The sequence below is a fragment of the Pseudomonas sp. PDM27 genome, from assembly GCF_019219205.1.
GTDB lineage: Bacteria > Pseudomonadota > Gammaproteobacteria > Pseudomonadales > Pseudomonadaceae > Aquipseudomonas > Aquipseudomonas laurylsulfatiphila.
In genome coordinates this window covers 1-16,169 of sequence record NZ_JAHUWF010000001.1, presented here as the reverse complement: position 1 = coordinate 16,169, position 16,169 = coordinate 1, and the positions used below count along the sequence as shown (strand labels likewise).

Here is a 16,169-nt window from a genome sequence, read left to right as displayed (position 1 = left end):
AGGCGTGGTCATCACGCCGGCGGGGTATCGTCCAGGGACATCAAGGTTTCGATCCGCGCCGGGCTGAAGGGTGGGCGCGGTGCCGAGGGCTGCCAACCAAACAAATGCTGCACTGCGCCGCCACACACCCGACCCTGGCAGGCGCCCATGCCACAGCGACTGGCGAGTTTGGCTATGCGCCAGTCAGAGTGACCGGTCAATGCCGCGTAGGGCACGTCTTCGCAGCGGCAAACCAGGGTGTCGGGTCGGGCCAGGGACTTGAGTCGCGGGTCGAGGGCGAACGCGCTGTTCAGCGCCTTGGCGAAACCCTGCCAGCGCGCCCGGCGCGGCCACAATTGCCTGGCGGCTTGCAGATTGTCGACCGCAGCGTGGCCGGCAATCGCCCCTTCCACCAAGGCCAGCTCACTGCCGCCGAACCCTGTGCATTCGCCCGCCGCATAATGATCGGCGCGGTTGCTGGCCTGCCAGGCATCCACCGCGATGGCTTGATCTTCGATGGCGCAACCCAGTGCCTGAGCCAACTGGATGTTCGGAATCAACCCGAATCCACAGGCCAGCCGATCACATTCCAACTCAACGATGTTGCCTTGTTGCTGCAGGCGCACGCCTTCCACTCGGTCGGTGCCAAGCGCCGCCAATACGTGGGTGGCAGTGCGGTAATGGTGGTCGAACAGGCTGAACGATTGCAGCCATTTGCCGGGCCAGCGCGGCAGTTGCGCGGCGAAACCGGCGAGGGCGCTGCGGCTGGCTTGTTCGGCGATGCGTTGCATTTGCGCGCCATGCTGTTTGGCGGTGGCGGCACTGGCCAGTAACAGCGGGCCGCTGCCGGCAATCACCACGCGCTCGTCCTGCACCGGCAAACCCGCCTTGATCAACGCCTGCAAACCGCCCGCACCGGTGACACCCGGCAGGGTCCAGCCGGGGAAGGGCAGCAGTAATTCACGGGCGCCGGTGCACAGAATCAGTTTGTCGTAGCTGATCAACCAGCCATGGTCGTCATCTTCCACCAGCAGTTGTTTCGCGCCGGGGGCGGCGATCACCCGAGTACCGGCGTGAAGGCGGATGTTGTTGCACGCCGCCAGACGCTCGCGCAGGCGCCGGGCCTGACCGGGTACGTTGGCTTGAGGTCCGTCGCGCCAGATTTGCCCGCCCGGCAGTGGGTTGTCGTCGAGCATGACAATGCGGGCGCCGCTGGGGGCGGCGGCAAGGGCGGCGCTCATCCCGGCAGGGCCCGCGCCAATGATCAACAGATCAGCGTACTCATTCATGGGCGAGTCTCCACCTGCATGCCGTCACGGCACAGGGTCTGGCAAGCCAGGCGACGCCGGCCATCGATGGTCACCCGGCATTCCTGGCAAATGCCCATGCCGCACAGTGGCGCACGGCGCTGACCGCTGACCGAGGTGCGCGTGCATCCGTCACTGGCCAACGCCAGGGCAGCGGCGACGCTGGTACCTTCGGTGACTTTCAGGGCGTGGCCGTCCAGCAACAATTCAGGCATAGACCGGTTCTCCGAGAAAACGCTGGGGCAGATAAGGTTGTGCGGCCAGTGGCGGGGTTTCGTTGAACAGTTGCGCCACCAGTAAATCGGCGGTGCCGGGGGCGGTGGTTACGCCCAGTCCTTCGTGACCGACTGCCAGCCACAAGCCTTGACGTTGTGGATGCTGGCCCACCAGCGGCAAGCCGTCGGGGCTGGCGGCGCGGAAGCCGGTCCAGGCACGGATGCCATTGAGCCGGGCCAGCCCCGGCATGTACTCGGCGGCACGCTTGAGCATCTTCGCGAGCATCCAGCCTTCGACCTGCGGGTCGGTGGTTGCGAATTGCCGCGAGGCGCCGATGAACAGTTGCCCGGTGGGGCGCGGCTGGATATTGCAGGCGGTCGACGGCCCCGTGGCGTTGTGGGCACTGGTGACGTAACCCAGTTCCACCAGGGTATGGGTGACGCTGCCGGGGTAGCGGTCAGTGATCAGCAAGTGGCCTTTTTTCGGCTCGATGGGCAATTCCGGGCACAGCTCGTTGGCTTGAATACCGTTGGCCAACACCACGGCATCGGCACTCAACCAACGACCATCATCGAGGCAGACGCGGTGGCCATCGACCGCATTGACCCGCGCCCGGCGCTGGCGGATGTTCGGTGTTTCGAGCATCCATCCGGCCGTCGCCGGGGCGTATAGAATGCCGTCGCCATTGATCAGCAAGCCGCCTTCCAGTCCTTCGCGCAGTTCCGGTTCGCGCTGGCGCAAGGCATTGGCGCCGATCAGTTCGCAAGCCACGCCCTGGGCTTGCAGGTTCAGGAATTTGCTGTGGGCCACCGCCATTTCTTCGGCATTGGCCGCCAGCCACAGCGTGCCGTTGCAGCGGTAGGCACAGCTGTCGGGCAGGTCTGCGCCCAGTTCGCGCCAGCGCTGCAACGAATATTGACTCAGGGCCAGTTCGGCGGGGTTGTCGTCGAGTACCAGCAAGTGGCCCATGCCGGCGGCCGTGGCGCCGTGCAGGCCAGCGTCCAGCACCAGCACCTGCAAGCCGCGACGGGCCAGCGCCTGGGCACAGGCGGCGCCGATAATGCCGGCGCCGATCACGATCACATCGGCCACCTGGCCCTCGTTCATGGACGGATGCCCCAGGCGAACGGGTCGTCCTGTTCGATGATCAGGCTCGCCTCGGCACTGACGAACGCGCGACCACGAATGGTCGGCACGATGCGCTCACCCTGCAGTTCGTAGGAACCCTCGAACTCGCTGCCGATGACGCTGGCCTGGCGCCAGATCTGCCCCGGTTGCAACTTGTCGTCGGCCGCCAGGCATGCCAGTTTGGCACTGGTGCCGGTGCCGCAGGGCGAACGGTCGTAGGCTTTGCCGGGGCAGAGCACGAAGTTGCGGCTGTCGGCGTGATCGTCGTCGGCGAACAACTCGACGTGATCGATCAAGCCGCCGTCTTCACCACGAATGCCTTGGGCTTCCAGTGCTTGCTGCACGGCGAAGGTGTAAGCGGTCAGCGCTTCGAGGTTGTCGCCGGCCACCCGCAGGCCGTGCTCGGCGACCAGGAAAAACCAGTTGCCGCCCCAAGCGATATCACCGACCACTTGGCCGATGCCCGGCACCTGCACCGCCAGCGCCTTGCGATAACGGTAGGCCGGCACGTTGCGCACACTCACCGAATGGTCTTCGTGCAGGGTGGCCTGCACCGTGCCCACCGGCGTTTCGATGCTGTGCACGCCGGGGCCGATCTTGCCCAGGTGCGCCAACGACGCCACCAGGCCGATGGTGCCGTGGCCGCACATGCCCAGATAACCGGTGTTATTGAAGAAAATCACCCCGGCACAGGCACCAGGGTCCACCGGCGTGCAGAGCAGGGCGCCCACCAGTACGTCACTGCCCCGTGGTTCCAGCATACAGGCGGCGCGCCATTGATCATGCTGTTCGGCTAATACCTTGCGCCGTTCGGCCATGCTGCCGGTGCCCAGGTCAGGAAAGCCGGCGGTCACCAGGCGGGTCGGTTCGCCGCCGGTGTGGGAGTCGATCACTGAGATGCGTTTCATGGGAGGGCCACGTCCATTCGGTTGAGTGAACGCAAGAGTGGCCCGTGCGGCGGTGCGTCGGCTTGATGGATTTAGTCTGTGTCGATGACGAAATCGGCACAGCATCCACAGCGGTCAGTGGCTGTGGGGCAGGTGCTCGAACAAGGTCGTGCAGACGCCGGCAATGTGCTCGTCCAGAAGCTTCACCGCCAGGTCCACATCCCCGGCGCGGCAGGCCGCCAGGATCTCGCGATGTTCGTGATCGGCCCGTTCCTTACCGGCCGACAAGCTCATCTGCATGCGTAGATAACGCTCCAGCTTGTCGTTGACCGAGCGGATCAGACTCACCAGGAACGGTCGCTGCGCAGGCTCGTACAGGCAGGAGTGCAGCTCCCAGTTGAGCTCGGCCCAGCGCCCCACGTCGTCCTCGCCGACGAACTCCTGACAGATGCGCTCGGCACGGGCGAAGGTTTCTTCGGTCATGTTCGGAATGGCCAGGCGCAGAATCTTGTCCTCCAGCAACATCCGCACTTCGAACATCTGCGCCAGCTCCGCATCGGAAACCCGCGTGACCATCGCCCCGCGATTGCGCTGGAACATCACCAACCCTTCGGCCTCCAGACGCTTGAGGGCTTCGCGCACCGGGATCTTGCTGACATTGAACTGGCGGGCGATGTCGTCCTGGCGGATCGGCTCATCCTCGGCAAAATGCCCGGCGACAATCGCATCCCGCAGATGGCGGGTGATGATTTCCGAAGTCGAAGGCGTGTTACCAAGGTCGGGTGCGTTGAGTTTGGGTAGGTTCACGGCGGCGGTCATTTGGAGTGAGATAGCGCTAGGGTATACGAAATTCTTTTGCTGATCTTCCCCGGTTAGACGTCGGTGCACCCGATGCCGGTCATGCCACTCGCTACAACAAAACGGGCGCCAGTCAGGGCGCCCGCTTTCATTCAGGCTTGCGCCGCCTTCTCAGAGACTATCCGGATCCCCGAAAAACATCTGAATCCGCGACCGCAACCAGCGCTCCCCCGGATCGTTATCCTGCGACCCGCGCCACGCCATGTGCAGTTCAAAGCTGCGCACCGGCAACGGCGGATCTTCCGCGCGCACACCGCCTGCGGCCGTCAGCGCATCGGCCGTGTAGTCCGGCACGGTTGCGACGATGTCAGTGCCGGCCAGCAAGGTGCTCAAGCCATTGAACTGCGGCACCGCGAGCACCACATGACGTTTGCGTCCGAGCTTTTCCAGTTCTTCATCGATAAAGCCGCTGAGGTCGCCGGCGAACGACACCAGTGCATGGGGGCGCGCGCAGTAATCATCCAGGCTCAATGGCCCCGGCACGGTGTCGGCGCGCAACAGCTTGGGCTGGCTGCGGCGCAGTACCTTGCGCTTGGCGTTGGCCGGCAGGTCGGTGGTGTAGCTGACGCCGATGGAGATCTCGCCGGAGGCCAGCAACCCTGGCATCAGGATGTAGTTGACCCGACGCACCACCAGCACGATCCCCGGCGATTCGGCCCGCAGGCGCTTGAGCAGCATGGGCAGCAAGGCGAATTCGACGTCGTCCGAAAGGCCGATGCGGAACACGGCGGTACTTGTGGCAGGATCGAACTCGGCCGCACGGCTGACCGCGGTGGAAATCGAATCCAGTGCCGGCGAGAGCAGGGCGAAGATCTCGATCGCCCGGGCGGACGGCTCCATGCTGCGGCCGGTACGCACAAACAAAGGGTCATCGAACAACCCGCGCAGGCGCGAGAGCGCCGCGCTGATGGCCGGCTGGCCGAGGAAGAGTTTTTCCGCAGCACGGGTCACGCTGCGTTCGTGCATCAATGTTTCAAAAACGATCAACAGGTTCAGGTCGACACGACGCAGGTCATTACGATTCATCTGGAGTCCTGGCAGAGTCAGCAAACTTGACGTGGGCGGCCATATGAGAACAATGGCCAGCAGGAATATTACGGGGAAAGGCTGGTACTCTGCACCGGGTAATTCAGATTTCCTGCAAAGGTGGCTTCGGTTTCTTGCGGCATTTCACAATGTCGCCGCCGCTGCGGAATCAATGACAGGCATGTCGACTATTAATACCCACTGATAGTGTTGGGTTGAAAGCCCAGCTAGAGTTCAAGGCATTAGAGGTTCAATTGGCGAGGTTTGCGATGTCCCGCACGATTCGTTTTCACAAGTTTGGTCCAGCCGAGGTGCTCAAATGCGAAGAGCATGCGGCGGCTCTGCCTGCACCGGGCGAAGTGCAGGTGCGCGTCGAAGCGATCGGCATTAGTTGGTATGACACTCTCTGGCGCCAGAACCTGGCGTCGTCCCGCGCCCGTCTGCCTTCCGGCCTTGGCCAGGAGATGGCCGGTATCGTCACGGCTGTCGGAGAAGGTGTGGATGACCTGGCGATAGGTGACAAGGTCGCCAGTTTCCCGGCCCAAAGCCCGAACGACTATCCGGTCTACGGAGAACTGATTGTCCTGCCGCGCTCGTCGCTGACCCGTTACCCGGACGTACTGAGCCCGATCGAAGCCAGCGTGCATTACACGCCGCTGTTGGTCGCCTATTTTGCTTATGCCGACCTGGCACGGGTCAAGCCCGGGCAATTCGCCCTGGTGACCGACGCCAGCCATTGCGCCGGACCTTCGTTCGTACAGCTGGGCAAGGCCTTGGGTGTTCGAGTGATTGCCGCAACCAAGTCAGCAGAGGAGCGTGAGTATCTGTTGTCGCTGGGTGCCGAAAAAGTCATCGTTACCGAGGAAGAAGATCTGCTGGTACGGATCAACAAGATCACCGATAACCGCGGTGTGGATGTGGTCTTCGATGGTTTGGGCGGTCCTCAGATGTCGTTGCTGGGCGATGTGCTGGCGCCTCGCGGCAGCCTGGTGCTGTACGGCCTGCAAGGTGGCAACCAGACGCCATTCCCGGCCTGCGCGGCGTTCCAGAAGAACATTCAGTTCTTCGTGCACTGCATCGGCAACTTCACCGGCAAGCCGGAGCTGGGCATCATCCAGGACCAGGTCGCACTGCAACGTGCCTTGCGCGACATCAACCAGTTGACCGCTGACCGCGTGCTGTTGCCGCTCAAGACTCGGGTCTTCCCGTTTGCCGAGGTGGTCGAGGCACACCGCTACATGGACGAATGCCCTTGCCGCGAGCGGGTCGCCCTGCAGGTCGAACCGGCGTAGCACTTAGCCCCAAGCGCCGACGCAAAAGCCCCCCAAGAGTCCGTGCCCACACGGACTCTTTCGTTTGTGCCCCCCAAAAAAAAAGGTTCTTCACGGAATCCCGGGGGAACACAGATAAAAAAATATCTGTAGGAGCTGCCGAAGGCTGCGATCTTTTGATCTTCAGCAATCTCCAGATCGCAAAAGCAAGATCAAAAGATCGCAGCCTTCGGCAGCTCCTACAGGGGAATGCGTGCACCACCAAACAACGAGGTCGAGCGCAGGTTCTGAGCATTGGGCAACCCGGCATGGATGCCGGGTTGGCCGCGTACGGCCATGGATGGCCGATGGCGGCGGGCTCTGCAGGAGCGAGCTTGCTCCGGGCGGCGTTCCGACGAAAAACCTGAGAGCACCGCGGGGTCAGGCTCCCCGCAGCATCGTTGACCTCCATCGCGAGCAAGCTCGCTCCTACAGAAGAACGAAAAAAAACCGTCGATCTGCAGACCCGTCCAGCAACTGAACTGGTTTTTGCCCGTAATCTGTAGCTTCTAAAAAGCCACTAAGCCCTGATAATTGAATGATTACTTTCATCTCAAGGAATGAGTCATGGCAGGGTGTCAGGCTAAAACTTTTCAATGTGCGCCCTCGGTGCACACCTCCAATTTAGTTAGTTGTTGTGTAGCAGCCAAAGAGTCAGCAACAACTTCTTTCCTTATTTCTTGTGTTAAGTGTCTGTGGGACTCTGTCGGACGCTTCCTAGGACTTCGTCTCCAATCGAGAAAACCCTTGCCAGCCGGGCGCTACAGCCTTGTCTTCGGCGTGCGCAAGAAGGGTTGTTACGATTGTTTCAAGTGATTTCCAGAAAAATCAATTGCTAGCATTTGGCAATAAAGTCGATGACTCCATTCGTGCAGACAGTCCAGCGCAATGTGCTGTCCGCGCGATATTGAACTTACGAGTACCAGGTAAATAAAGATGACCAGCATCCATGACCAAGCGATGAACTATGTCTATCAACAAGTGCTGCAGCGATTGCTGGGTTTCTTCTCCCGTGCCGAGCGCACTGCATTGCAGTTGTTGATTCAACGTCTGGCAGTGGCGGCGGGAGGCATGGAACGTATAGGTGATTACAAGGTGTTGGCCGTACAGTCCGGGGCTCGCGACAACTGCTACAGCCTGGCGCTGTTGCGTGCGGCGCAATTGACCATCGCCACTCGGTCCCCGGCGACCTTCCAGTTGCGCATCGCCTCGTTGCGGTTGAACGGGACCAGCCGGGCGGCCGTGGGAAACATGCACCGGACCAACAGCGCACTGTTTGTCTATGACGATCCGCGGGTCGAAGTGCTGATGGTCGATGATCGGGAAGTCCTGCCGTTCGATCACCTGAGGCCGATCTCCGACGCCGGCCGTGAGTCCAGCCGCGTGAACCTGCTGCTGATCGGCCATCGCCGGGAATGGCACGGCGGGTTCGACCTGTGGGATGACGGATACCTGGCCACGGGAGAGTTCTACGGGCAAATCGCCCGCTGGGACGGTGGTGTCGACGCCTTGCTCGTCAGTGACACGCCGCGTCAGCAGAAACAGTTCATCGACGGCCTGAAGCGTGCCGCCACCAAGGCAGGGCTCAAGCCCTCGCACGTGGGCGAGGCCGGCCATGCGGGGTTGTTTGCATTGCTTGATGAGCTGGGCAGCGACTGTTATCAGGCGTTTTATGCCGATGACAGCCAGGCGCGATGGCGTCCTGAAGAGCGTTTTGAGACCTGCCGTCGTACCACCTGCATCGAGATTCACGACCTGCTGGTCAGCAACCTGGAAGAGCGCTGGTCATTGCTGACTGAATTTCTCGGCTTCCAGCCTGACGAACTGTCCGCGCAGATCAGCGACAACGAATTCGTCAGCGCGTCGATTTCGGCGCACGTGCGTGGGTTGCAAGCGAGCTTCGTGCAGGGTCGCGATTACCAGTCAGGCGTTGAGCAGTACCTGCAACGCGCCCTGGTGATGATGCGTCGCAAGCGCTTGCCCGAGCGTTTGTGCGAGCAGGCCATCGCGGTGTTCGGCAACCCGGCGACACTGGGCGATCAGCGTGCCCGCGCGGCGGCCGAGGCGCAAAGGAACCTGGGCCTGAGCGAAGCACAATTGGTGTGTCTGCTCTTTGCGCCTTTTATCGAAGAAGGTGCGGGGCTTGAGCGATTTTTGCGTCAGTGCCATCCGGGCATGCTGGTGGCCATGCCCGAGTTGCATCGGGCCATGCAGGGGCATCCGGTCGCCGAGCAGATCATGCAATGGATGATTGATGTCAGCGGATTGCCCGTCAGCCTGATTGGCCGGCTTTATCGCATGGAGCGGGCGCCAGGCAGCGGTGACGGGGCGCCCGAAGCACAGATCCAGGACGCCGCGTTGCAAGAGGCAGCGGGCGATCCTGGCACCGGCAACACCTTGGTGGATGAATGGTCAGCGGGTCACTGAGGGTGAGCGGACTATCAGCCAGTGCGGTCGGCCTTCAGCCATGAAAGGTCCACGAGAAACGGATTTCGCCTATCAGGCCGTTTATCGCTATCTGGGCAGCCTGATCAATGAGTCCGAAGGAGATTCACGCATCCGCCTGCCGTCGCTGCGGCAGCTGGCAGAGCGCCTCAATGTGTCGATTTCGACCATTCAGTACGCCTATTCGCTGCTGGAGAAGGAAGGGCGTGTGTTTTCGGTGGCCAAGTCGGGTTATTACGCGTTGCCAGTGTCCTCTTACAACCCGCAGGACAGCGGCAGCGATCTGCTCGAAGCCGTCTATGTCAATGCCAGGCGTCCGGGGATGCTGGTCCTGAGCGCTGATGAACCGGCGTTGCTGCAGCCGCTCGACAGCCCCTTGTTGCTGCTGGAGCGAGAGTTGCTGCGCCAGTATCCAAGGCAGCCGCAGTCGCCCTCGCAACCCTGCGGCGAACTCGAGCTGCGCACCGCCCTGGCAGCACGCTACACCACGTCTCCCATGCGTTACTGGCACGCCGATGATGTCTACATCGGCGCCGACCTTCGCGGCGTCCTGGAAATCCTCATCGCCGTGCTGGGCCTGAAGGACGCCACGGTCGTGGTTGAGTCGCCGTGCGACTGGACGATCCTGCGTTTGTTTCAAGCCGCCTGCGTGCGGGTGATCGAGTGGCCTGTGCAAGCCGATGGTTGCCTCGATCCGCAACGGCTGAAAACCTTGCTGGAGACCGAGCCGGTACGGCTGGTGCTGCTGTCATCGGCCCTGAACATGCCCCATGGCAGCCTGGCGCCTGAGGAAAACCGGCAGGCCATTGCCCGGCTGTTGGCCGCGCATGACAGTTGGGTGCTGGAAAACGACTGTTATGGCGAGCTCGGATTTGACCCGGGCGGCCTGCGCTTTCGCGACGTGCTGGACCCTGAACGGCTGATGGTGTTTTCCGCGTTCGAGAAAATCGTTGGACCGGAAGCGCCCTACGGCTACCTGCTTTCAAGGCACTTGAGCGCCGAGCTGCAACGGCACTTCCTGTTGCGTTCGTTTCGACTGTCGCCGATTCGCCAGAAAGCCATCGCCCGTTTGTACAGCAGCGGCCGCATCGATCAACACCTGCTGGTGCTGCGACGGCTACTCAAGGAGCGCAAGAGTCAAATGACCCAGTTGTTGCAGGAGCGACTGGGTGATGCCTTGCACTTCGTCGAACCGCAAGGCGGTGCAACGATCTGGGTGCGCTCGTTGCGCCGGGTCAATGTGCGCCGTGTGTTCCAGCGCCTGCTGGCACAGCAGGTGGTCATCGCGCCGGGGGAGTTGTTCAGCCTCCACGGTCTGCACGGGCAGCATGTGCGCCTGAGTCATACCTTCGGCGGCGATCACAACCTGGCGGCCGCGCTGGGACTGCTGGGGGATGCGCTGCGCCTGGAATCGATCGAGTGAGTGACAAAAAATAACAACCTCCACTGTGTGGGATCGATCCCATCGCGTTGCGGTCAAACTGCCAGTAAACTGCGACTCACTTCCTGAACCACTCTATTCCAGAGGTTTTGCATGACACTCAGTCCTTTTGCGGGTAAACCGGCACCGGCAGAATTGTTGGTCGACATCCCGCGACTGGTAACGGCCTATTACACCGGCCAGCCTGATGCCGCCATTTCGACCCAGCGCGTTGCCTTCGGCACGTCGGGGCACCGCGGTAGCTCGTTCGACCTGAGTTTCAACGAATGGCACGTGCTGGCGATCAGCCAGGCCATTTGCCTGTATCGCGAAGCTCAGGGCATCGACGGCCCGCTGTTCGTCGGTATCGACACCCACGCGCTGTCCACGCCGGCCGGTGCCAGCGCCCTTGAAGTGCTGGCGGCCAACGGCGTGACCGTGATGATCGCCGCGGGCGACGAGTACACGCCGACGCCGGCCATCTCCCATGCGATTCTCTGCTACAACCGTGGCCGCACCAGCGGCCTGGCGGACGGCATCGTCATCACGCCGTCGCACAACCCGCCACAAAGCGGTGGCTACAAGTACAACCCCACCAACGGTGGTCCGGCCGATACCCACATCACCAAGTGGATCGAAGCCAAGGCCAACGAATTGCTGGCCAACAAGCTCGCCGGGGTCAAGCGCATCAGCTACGAGCAGGCACTGAAGGCCGACACCACCCATCGTCACGATTACCTCAACACCTATGTCGCCGACCTGATCAACGTGATCGACTTCGACGCCATTCGCGAAGCCAAGCTGCGCCTGGGCGTCGATCCGCTGGGTGGAGCAGGGGTGCGCTACTGGTCGGCGATTGCCGAACATTACCGTCTGGACCTGGATGTAGTGAACAAACAGGTCGACCCGACCTTCCGCTTCATGACCGTCGACTGGGACGGCCAGATCCGCATGGACCCATCGTCCAGCCACGCCATGCAAGGCCTGATCGGCCTGAAAGAGCGCTTCGACGTGGCGTTTGCCTGCGACCCTGACCATGACCGCCATGGCATCGTCACGCCGTCCGGTGGTTTGTTGGCACCGAACAACTACCTCGCGGTTGCCATCGACTACCTGTTCCAGAATCGTCCGCAATGGCGCGCCGATGCTGCCGTGGGCAAAACCGTGGTCAGCAGCGGCTTGATCGATCGCGTGGCCAAACGCCTGGGCCGTCGCCTGTACGAAGTGCCGGTCGGCTTCAAGTGGTTTGCCGACGGGCTGTTCGATGGCTCCCTGGGTTTTGGCGGCGAAGAAAGCGCCGGTGCCTCGTTCCTGCGCAAGGACGGCGGCGTCTGGAGCACCGACAAGGACGGCTTGATTCCGGCCCTGCTGGCTGCCGAGATGACGGCCCGGACCGGTCGCGATCCGAGCCAGGCGTACCGTGCCTTGACCGATGAACTGGGTGAGCCGTTCTCGGTAAGGGTCGACGCCAAGGCCAACCCGGAGCAGAAGGCCCTGCTGAGCAAGCTGTCGCCGCAACAGGTCACCTCGACCCAACTGGCCGGCGAGCCGATCCAGAGCATCCTCAGCCACGCACCGGGCAACGACCAGGCCATTGGCGGTCTCAAGGTCATGACCGAAAACGGCTGGTTCGCGGCGCGTCCGTCGGGCACGGAAGACATCTACAAGATCTACGCCGAAAGCTTTGTCAGCGACGACCACCTCAAGCAACTGGTGGCCGAGGCGCAAACGCTGGTGGATGGTGCCATTTCCGCCAAATAAACACACAACCCTGTGGGAGCGGGCTTGCTCGCGAAGGCGGTGTTTCAGTCAACATTGAAGTTGAAGCTGATACCGCTTTCGCGAGCAAGCCCGCTCCCACAAAGGGTTCGATGCAGCAATAAAAAAGGGGCGACCAACACGGTCGCCCCTTTTTTTTGCAATTGCGCTCAGTGAATCAAGCCAGATCCACCAACACGATCTCACTGTCCTCGATGGCCGTCACCCGCAGCACCTGCTCATCGGCCACCGCGACACCGTCTCGAGCTTGTGCGCGCAAACCATTGACTTCAATGACCCCGGTGGCCGGAACCAGGTAGGCACGACGACCGCTGTCCAACAGGTATTCGGCCGTTTCGCCGGCTTTCAGATTGGCGGCCACCAGCCGCGCATCGGCGCGGATGCGCAGGCTCTGCTCGTCGCCTTCCTTGCCGCTGGCCAGGGTGACAAAACCTTCGCGGTCGCCTTTCGGGAACGGTTTGGCGCCCCAGGACGGTGCCAGGCCGGTCTCGTTCGGGATGATCCAGATCTGGAAAATCCGGGTCGGCGTCGCTTCCAGGTTGTACTCGCTGTGGGCGATCCCGGTACCGGCGCTCATGACCTGGACGTCGCCCGCTTCGGTCCGGCCCTTGTTGCCCAGGTTGTCCTGGTGGGTAATGGCGCCTTCACGGACATAGGTGATGATTTCCATGTCCCGGTGCGGGTGCTGCGGGAAACCGGTGCCGGGAGCGATCACGTCGTCATTCCAGACCCGCAGGTTGCCCCAGTTCATGCGCTGTGGATCGTAGTATTCGGCGAACGAAAAATGGTGATGCGCATCCAACCAGCCGTGGTGAGCACCGCCAAGGGTTTTGAAAGGTCTGAGTTCAAGCATGATCGTCTCCAGAAAAGGTTCGTCATGGGGCGAAGCGCCTGAGCCACGAAGCGAGACCGGTGGTTGATGACGGCCATCATCCATCAGGCAACAATCGATAAAAAGCGTAAAAAATGCGGCATTCCCATCGAATCAATTGATATGAAATAGGCTCGAAACGCTCTCATCCAGCTTTCACTTCATCGCATAAGCCAATGAGTCATAAGCAATTCACTAGAACTCAATGGCAAATGCAGACACCATAGCGCTCAACAGCCTCACACCCTGGAGTCAGTCCGCGTGCCGCAACACACCCCCGATCTTCCGCCTGAACTTCGCCCCCTGGCCGAGATGCCGCTGATCAAGCGCCTGCTCGCCCGGTTCTTCGGTTACAGCCTGACCCGCCTGCACGCACAGCATCGTGCGTCGTGGTTGCATGGCCAGGCCGACGGTTTTCGCAGCGGTCACAGCGCCGGGGTCGATTACGGCTACAGGGAAGGCAAGCTCGAGGGGTTGGAGGAGGGTCGCCAGGTCCTGCTGATCCGCGACTCGCGCTCCACTGAACACCGGCCACCGAATGTCGATGACCTGCTGTTCGACGATTGGCGCCTGCCGTTGAGCGCCGAGTTGAAGAAGCGCATGAAGGCGGATGTCGCCCGGCTGCTGCCGGCCCATGCCCAGCCCAGCGCCGCACAGTGGAAAATGATCTTCAGCGACACGCCGTCCACCTCGGTGATCGCCGGTGCCGGCGCAGGCAAGTCGACCACGCTGGTGTTGCGCATCTTGCTGTTGAGCCATTACCTGGGCTTCGAGCTGAGTTCGATGACGGTGGTGACCTTCACCCGCGAGTCACGCAAGGACTTCATCAACAAGCTGATCGAACTCTTTGCCCTCTGGGGCCGCGCGATCAGTTTCAAGGAGGCACGGGACCTGGTGCGCACCTTTCACTCGCGGATCCTGCCGATGGTGCGCAGTCTTCCGGGTTTCGAGCGTTTGCAGGCCTTCGAGAACCTCAGCCTGCGGGCTGCACAGGGTGACGAGGAGGTCGACAGCAATCCGTTCGACCTGCGCATCAACGACGCTCAGCGCCAACAACTCAACGCCTGCTATCACCGTCTGCACAGTAACGACGAGCGCTTTCGTGAGCTGATCAAGCCATTGTCCCGGCATGCCTTGCAACTCAAGGAGCTGGAGCGGGATCACCCCGACGTGCAGAAACGCATGGGCGTCACCGAGCTGGCGGCCAAGCGTGATGAAGAGCTGTGCGACGCCATTGAAGACCTGTGGTTTCGCGCCGGTGCCTGGCCCATCAAAGGCATCGAACCGAATCGCCAGTCGTTCGATATCAACGGGTCGACATTCCACTGTCACGGCTACATCCCGACGCTGGACGCCTGGGTGGTGCTGGGGTTCGATCCTCGGGAGAACCCGCAGGTCATGCGGCCCAATGCCAAGCTGACGGTGCGCGCAGAGTGGGCAGTAAAGCGCACCCTGTTTCAAGCTTTCTGCCGTAAACCTTTGATATGGCTGGATAGTTACGAATCATCAAGGCGTGTTTTGGCCTCGCTGGCGGGGGATGCCAGCGCCGGGCCGGGCTTCGATTACAAGGTCAAGGGCGAGCTCGCTTCCGCACCGTTGCTCGATTGCTTTGTCGCCGCCGCCGGGTTCATCGAAAACCTCGGACTGGATGTGCCGAGTGCGGTGGGACAGATGAGCTTCGCCAAGGACGATCCCGACCGGTTCTTCTTCGAGGCCCTGAGCCTTTACTGGCGGGCGCTGGAAGATCATTTGCTCGACCAGAAACCGCCGATCATGACCTACAACCGGATGTTCGCCCTGTTCAGCGAGCATTCGCCGGAGAACCTCAAGCTGCTGAGTGATGAGCTGCTGCGGCCGCTGTCACACCTGATGATCGACGAATTCCAGGACGTCTCGCCGCAAATCGTCTCCTGGATCAGGGCCAGCCTGGCGGAGATCCGCAGTCGCGGGCCGGCCATGCACGTCGGGCGGGGTGCCCAGCGTTCCTCGCTGCTCTGTGTGGGTGATGACTGGCAATCCATCTATGGCTGGCGCGGCAGTTCGCCGAGCTACTTCATGGAGTTCAACAAGGAGTTCCCATCGCCGAGCACCACCAAGGTCATGCTCAGCGACAACTACCGCAGCCACCAGCACATCATCGATGCCGCCGAGCACATCGTGCGCGCAGCGCCGGCGATTGCCGGGAAGAAAGCCAAGGCCAGCGGTGAACCCAAGGCATTGCTGCCGGTGAACGTCCTCGATCGTGATGACCAGGGCATGGCGCAGCGCCTGATGGAGCATTACCGAAAGGGTGATTCAATCTTGATGCTTTATCGAAAAAGTAGCGATAAGTCATTGATAGAGCAGCATATTCAGTCAGTAGTTAATGTTGATTCCAGCTTGCCCCATGCAGCTCGCAGGCTCAAGCAACTGACGTATCACAGTGCCAAGGGCCTGCAGGCCGATGCGGTGTTTTTGCTGGGTGACTGCCAACACCTGACCAGTTCGCCTTACAAGAATCAGGTTTACCGAATGGCGGGCCTGGGCAAGGCCGGCGACAGCGAACCCTACGACAATGCCCAGAAGGACGAGATTCTGCGGCTGGCGTACGTGGGTATTACCCGTGCCGTCAGCCATTGCTACTGGTACGTCGATGCACAAGACACCCAGGCCGCGAACATGCCCAAGGCGTCCGACCGGATCGGCAAGGGCAAGGCGTTCTTTGTCGATCATCGTAAAAGTCAAACCACCGCCTGACCTTGTAGGAGCGAGCCTGCTCGCGATGGTCGTTAACGATAACGTGTATTTACTGGCTAAACGCGGCGCACTTGAGTCCATCGCGAGCAAGCTGAACTGGCCTAATGATTTTGGACACTTCAATCGGGCGCTATGATGGCGCCCAAATTTGAGGTGTTTGGATATGCGTAAATCTTATTCCAGTGAATTCAAACTCAAGGCCGCCAG

Annotated in this window: 12 protein-coding genes; 5 read left to right on the top strand and 7 right to left on the bottom strand. The window is 61.4% G+C overall.

From position 1 onward, the window contains the following. Positions 1–11: 11 nt before the first annotated feature. From KW838_RS00060 to KW838_RS00035, 6 genes are all read right to left on the bottom strand, one after another. Positions 12–1,268: an FAD/NAD(P)-binding oxidoreductase gene (locus KW838_RS00060; RefSeq protein WP_218499957.1), complete on the bottom strand. Its 1,257-nt coding sequence runs from the start codon at positions 1,266–1,268 to the stop codon at positions 12–14. Next, entirely contained in the window at positions 1,265–1,501 is a 237-nt protein-coding gene (locus tag KW838_RS00055) for a 2Fe-2S iron-sulfur cluster-binding protein (RefSeq protein WP_218499956.1), read from the bottom strand. The genes KW838_RS00060 and KW838_RS00055 overlap by 4 nt, the downstream gene beginning before the upstream one ends. Beyond that, a complete protein-coding gene (locus tag KW838_RS00050; RefSeq protein WP_218499955.1) occupies positions 1,494–2,609 on the bottom strand; it encodes an FAD-binding oxidoreductase in 1,116 nt (371 codons plus the stop codon). The genes KW838_RS00055 and KW838_RS00050 overlap by 8 nt, the downstream gene beginning before the upstream one ends. Then, positions 2,606–3,538 carry a 4-hydroxyproline epimerase gene (locus tag KW838_RS00045; protein WP_218499954.1) on the bottom strand — a complete coding sequence of 311 codons (933 nt, stop codon included), beginning with the start codon at positions 3,536–3,538 and terminating at the stop codon, positions 2,606–2,608. Before KW838_RS00045 ends, KW838_RS00050 begins: the two co-directional genes overlap by 4 nt. A 114-nt stretch (positions 3,539–3,652) precedes the next feature. Continuing rightward, the gene (locus tag KW838_RS00040; protein ID WP_056724751.1) at positions 3,653–4,336 is read right to left on the bottom strand and encodes a GntR family transcriptional regulator; all 684 of its coding nucleotides are present in this window, start codon (positions 4,334–4,336) and stop codon (positions 3,653–3,655) included. A 150-nt stretch (positions 4,337–4,486) separates the two neighbouring features. Then, positions 4,487–5,401 carry a LysR family transcriptional regulator gene (locus tag KW838_RS00035; RefSeq protein ID WP_053160139.1) on the bottom strand — a complete coding sequence of 305 codons (915 nt, stop codon included), beginning with the start codon at positions 5,399–5,401 and terminating at the stop codon, positions 4,487–4,489. A gap of 269 nt (positions 5,402–5,670) precedes the next feature. Between KW838_RS00035 and KW838_RS00030 the strand changes: the two genes are divergently transcribed. The 4 genes from KW838_RS00030 (at position 5,671) to pgm (ending at position 12,337) form a co-directional block, all read left to right on the top strand. Further along, complete coding sequence (locus tag KW838_RS00030) at positions 5,671–6,693, top strand: zinc-dependent alcohol dehydrogenase family protein (protein WP_102701643.1); 1,023 nt, start codon at positions 5,671–5,673, stop codon at positions 6,691–6,693. Between the two features lie 954 nt (positions 6,694–7,647). Then, positions 7,648–9,138 carry a hypothetical protein gene (locus KW838_RS00025; protein WP_218499953.1) on the top strand — a complete coding sequence of 497 codons (1,491 nt, stop codon included), beginning with the start codon at positions 7,648–7,650 and terminating at the stop codon, positions 9,136–9,138. Positions 9,139–9,178: 40 nt separating this feature from the next. Next, positions 9,179–10,579 carry a PLP-dependent aminotransferase family protein gene (locus KW838_RS00020; protein ID WP_102701362.1) on the top strand — a complete coding sequence of 467 codons (1,401 nt, stop codon included), beginning with the start codon at positions 9,179–9,181 and terminating at the stop codon, positions 10,577–10,579. Between the two features lie 111 nt (positions 10,580–10,690). After that, on the top strand, positions 10,691–12,337 hold the full coding sequence (gene pgm, locus KW838_RS00015; protein ID WP_015095048.1) for a phosphoglucomutase (alpha-D-glucose-1,6-bisphosphate-dependent): 1,647 nt from the start codon (positions 10,691–10,693) through the stop codon (positions 12,335–12,337). A gap of 175 nt (positions 12,338–12,512) precedes the next feature. Here the strand turns inward: pgm and KW838_RS00010 are convergent, their stop codons facing one another. After that, positions 12,513–13,208: a pirin family protein gene (locus tag KW838_RS00010; protein WP_102701364.1), complete on the bottom strand. Its 696-nt coding sequence runs from the start codon at positions 13,206–13,208 to the stop codon at positions 12,513–12,515. Between the two features lie 279 nt (positions 13,209–13,487). On the opposite strand from KW838_RS00010, the gene KW838_RS00005 reads away from it, so the two are divergent. Further along, complete coding sequence (locus tag KW838_RS00005) at positions 13,488–15,962, top strand: UvrD-helicase domain-containing protein (RefSeq protein WP_218499952.1); 2,475 nt, start codon at positions 13,488–13,490, stop codon at positions 15,960–15,962. The last annotated feature ends 207 nt before the right edge of the window (positions 15,963–16,169 follow it).

Bases quoted from the DNA above. Each gene is read 5' to 3' on its own strand.
- KW838_RS00060 (WP_218499957.1), bottom strand. From the start codon at position 1,268: ATGAATGAGTACGCTGATCTGTTGATCATTGGCGCGGGCCCTGCCGGG.
- KW838_RS00055 (WP_218499956.1), bottom strand. From the start codon at position 1,501: ATGCCTGAATTGTTGCTGGACGGCCACGCCCTGAAAGTCACCGAAGGT.
- KW838_RS00050 (WP_218499955.1), bottom strand. From the start codon at position 2,609: ATGAACGAGGGCCAGGTGGCCGATGTGATCGTGATCGGCGCCGGCATT.
- KW838_RS00045 (WP_218499954.1), bottom strand. From the start codon at position 3,538: ATGAAACGCATCTCAGTGATCGACTCCCACACCGGCGGCGAACCGACC.
- KW838_RS00040 (WP_056724751.1), bottom strand. From the start codon at position 4,336: ATGACCGCCGCCGTGAACCTACCCAAACTCAACGCACCCGACCTTGGT.
- KW838_RS00035 (WP_053160139.1), bottom strand. From the start codon at position 5,401: ATGAATCGTAATGACCTGCGTCGTGTCGACCTGAACCTGTTGATCGTT.
- KW838_RS00030 (WP_102701643.1), top strand. From the start codon at position 5,671: ATGTCCCGCACGATTCGTTTTCACAAGTTTGGTCCAGCCGAGGTGCTC.
- KW838_RS00025 (WP_218499953.1), top strand. From the start codon at position 7,648: ATGACCAGCATCCATGACCAAGCGATGAACTATGTCTATCAACAAGTG.
- KW838_RS00020 (WP_102701362.1), top strand. From the start codon at position 9,179: ATGAAAGGTCCACGAGAAACGGATTTCGCCTATCAGGCCGTTTATCGC.
- pgm (WP_015095048.1), top strand. From the start codon at position 10,691: ATGACACTCAGTCCTTTTGCGGGTAAACCGGCACCGGCAGAATTGTTG.
- KW838_RS00010 (WP_102701364.1), bottom strand. From the start codon at position 13,208: ATGCTTGAACTCAGACCTTTCAAAACCCTTGGCGGTGCTCACCACGGC.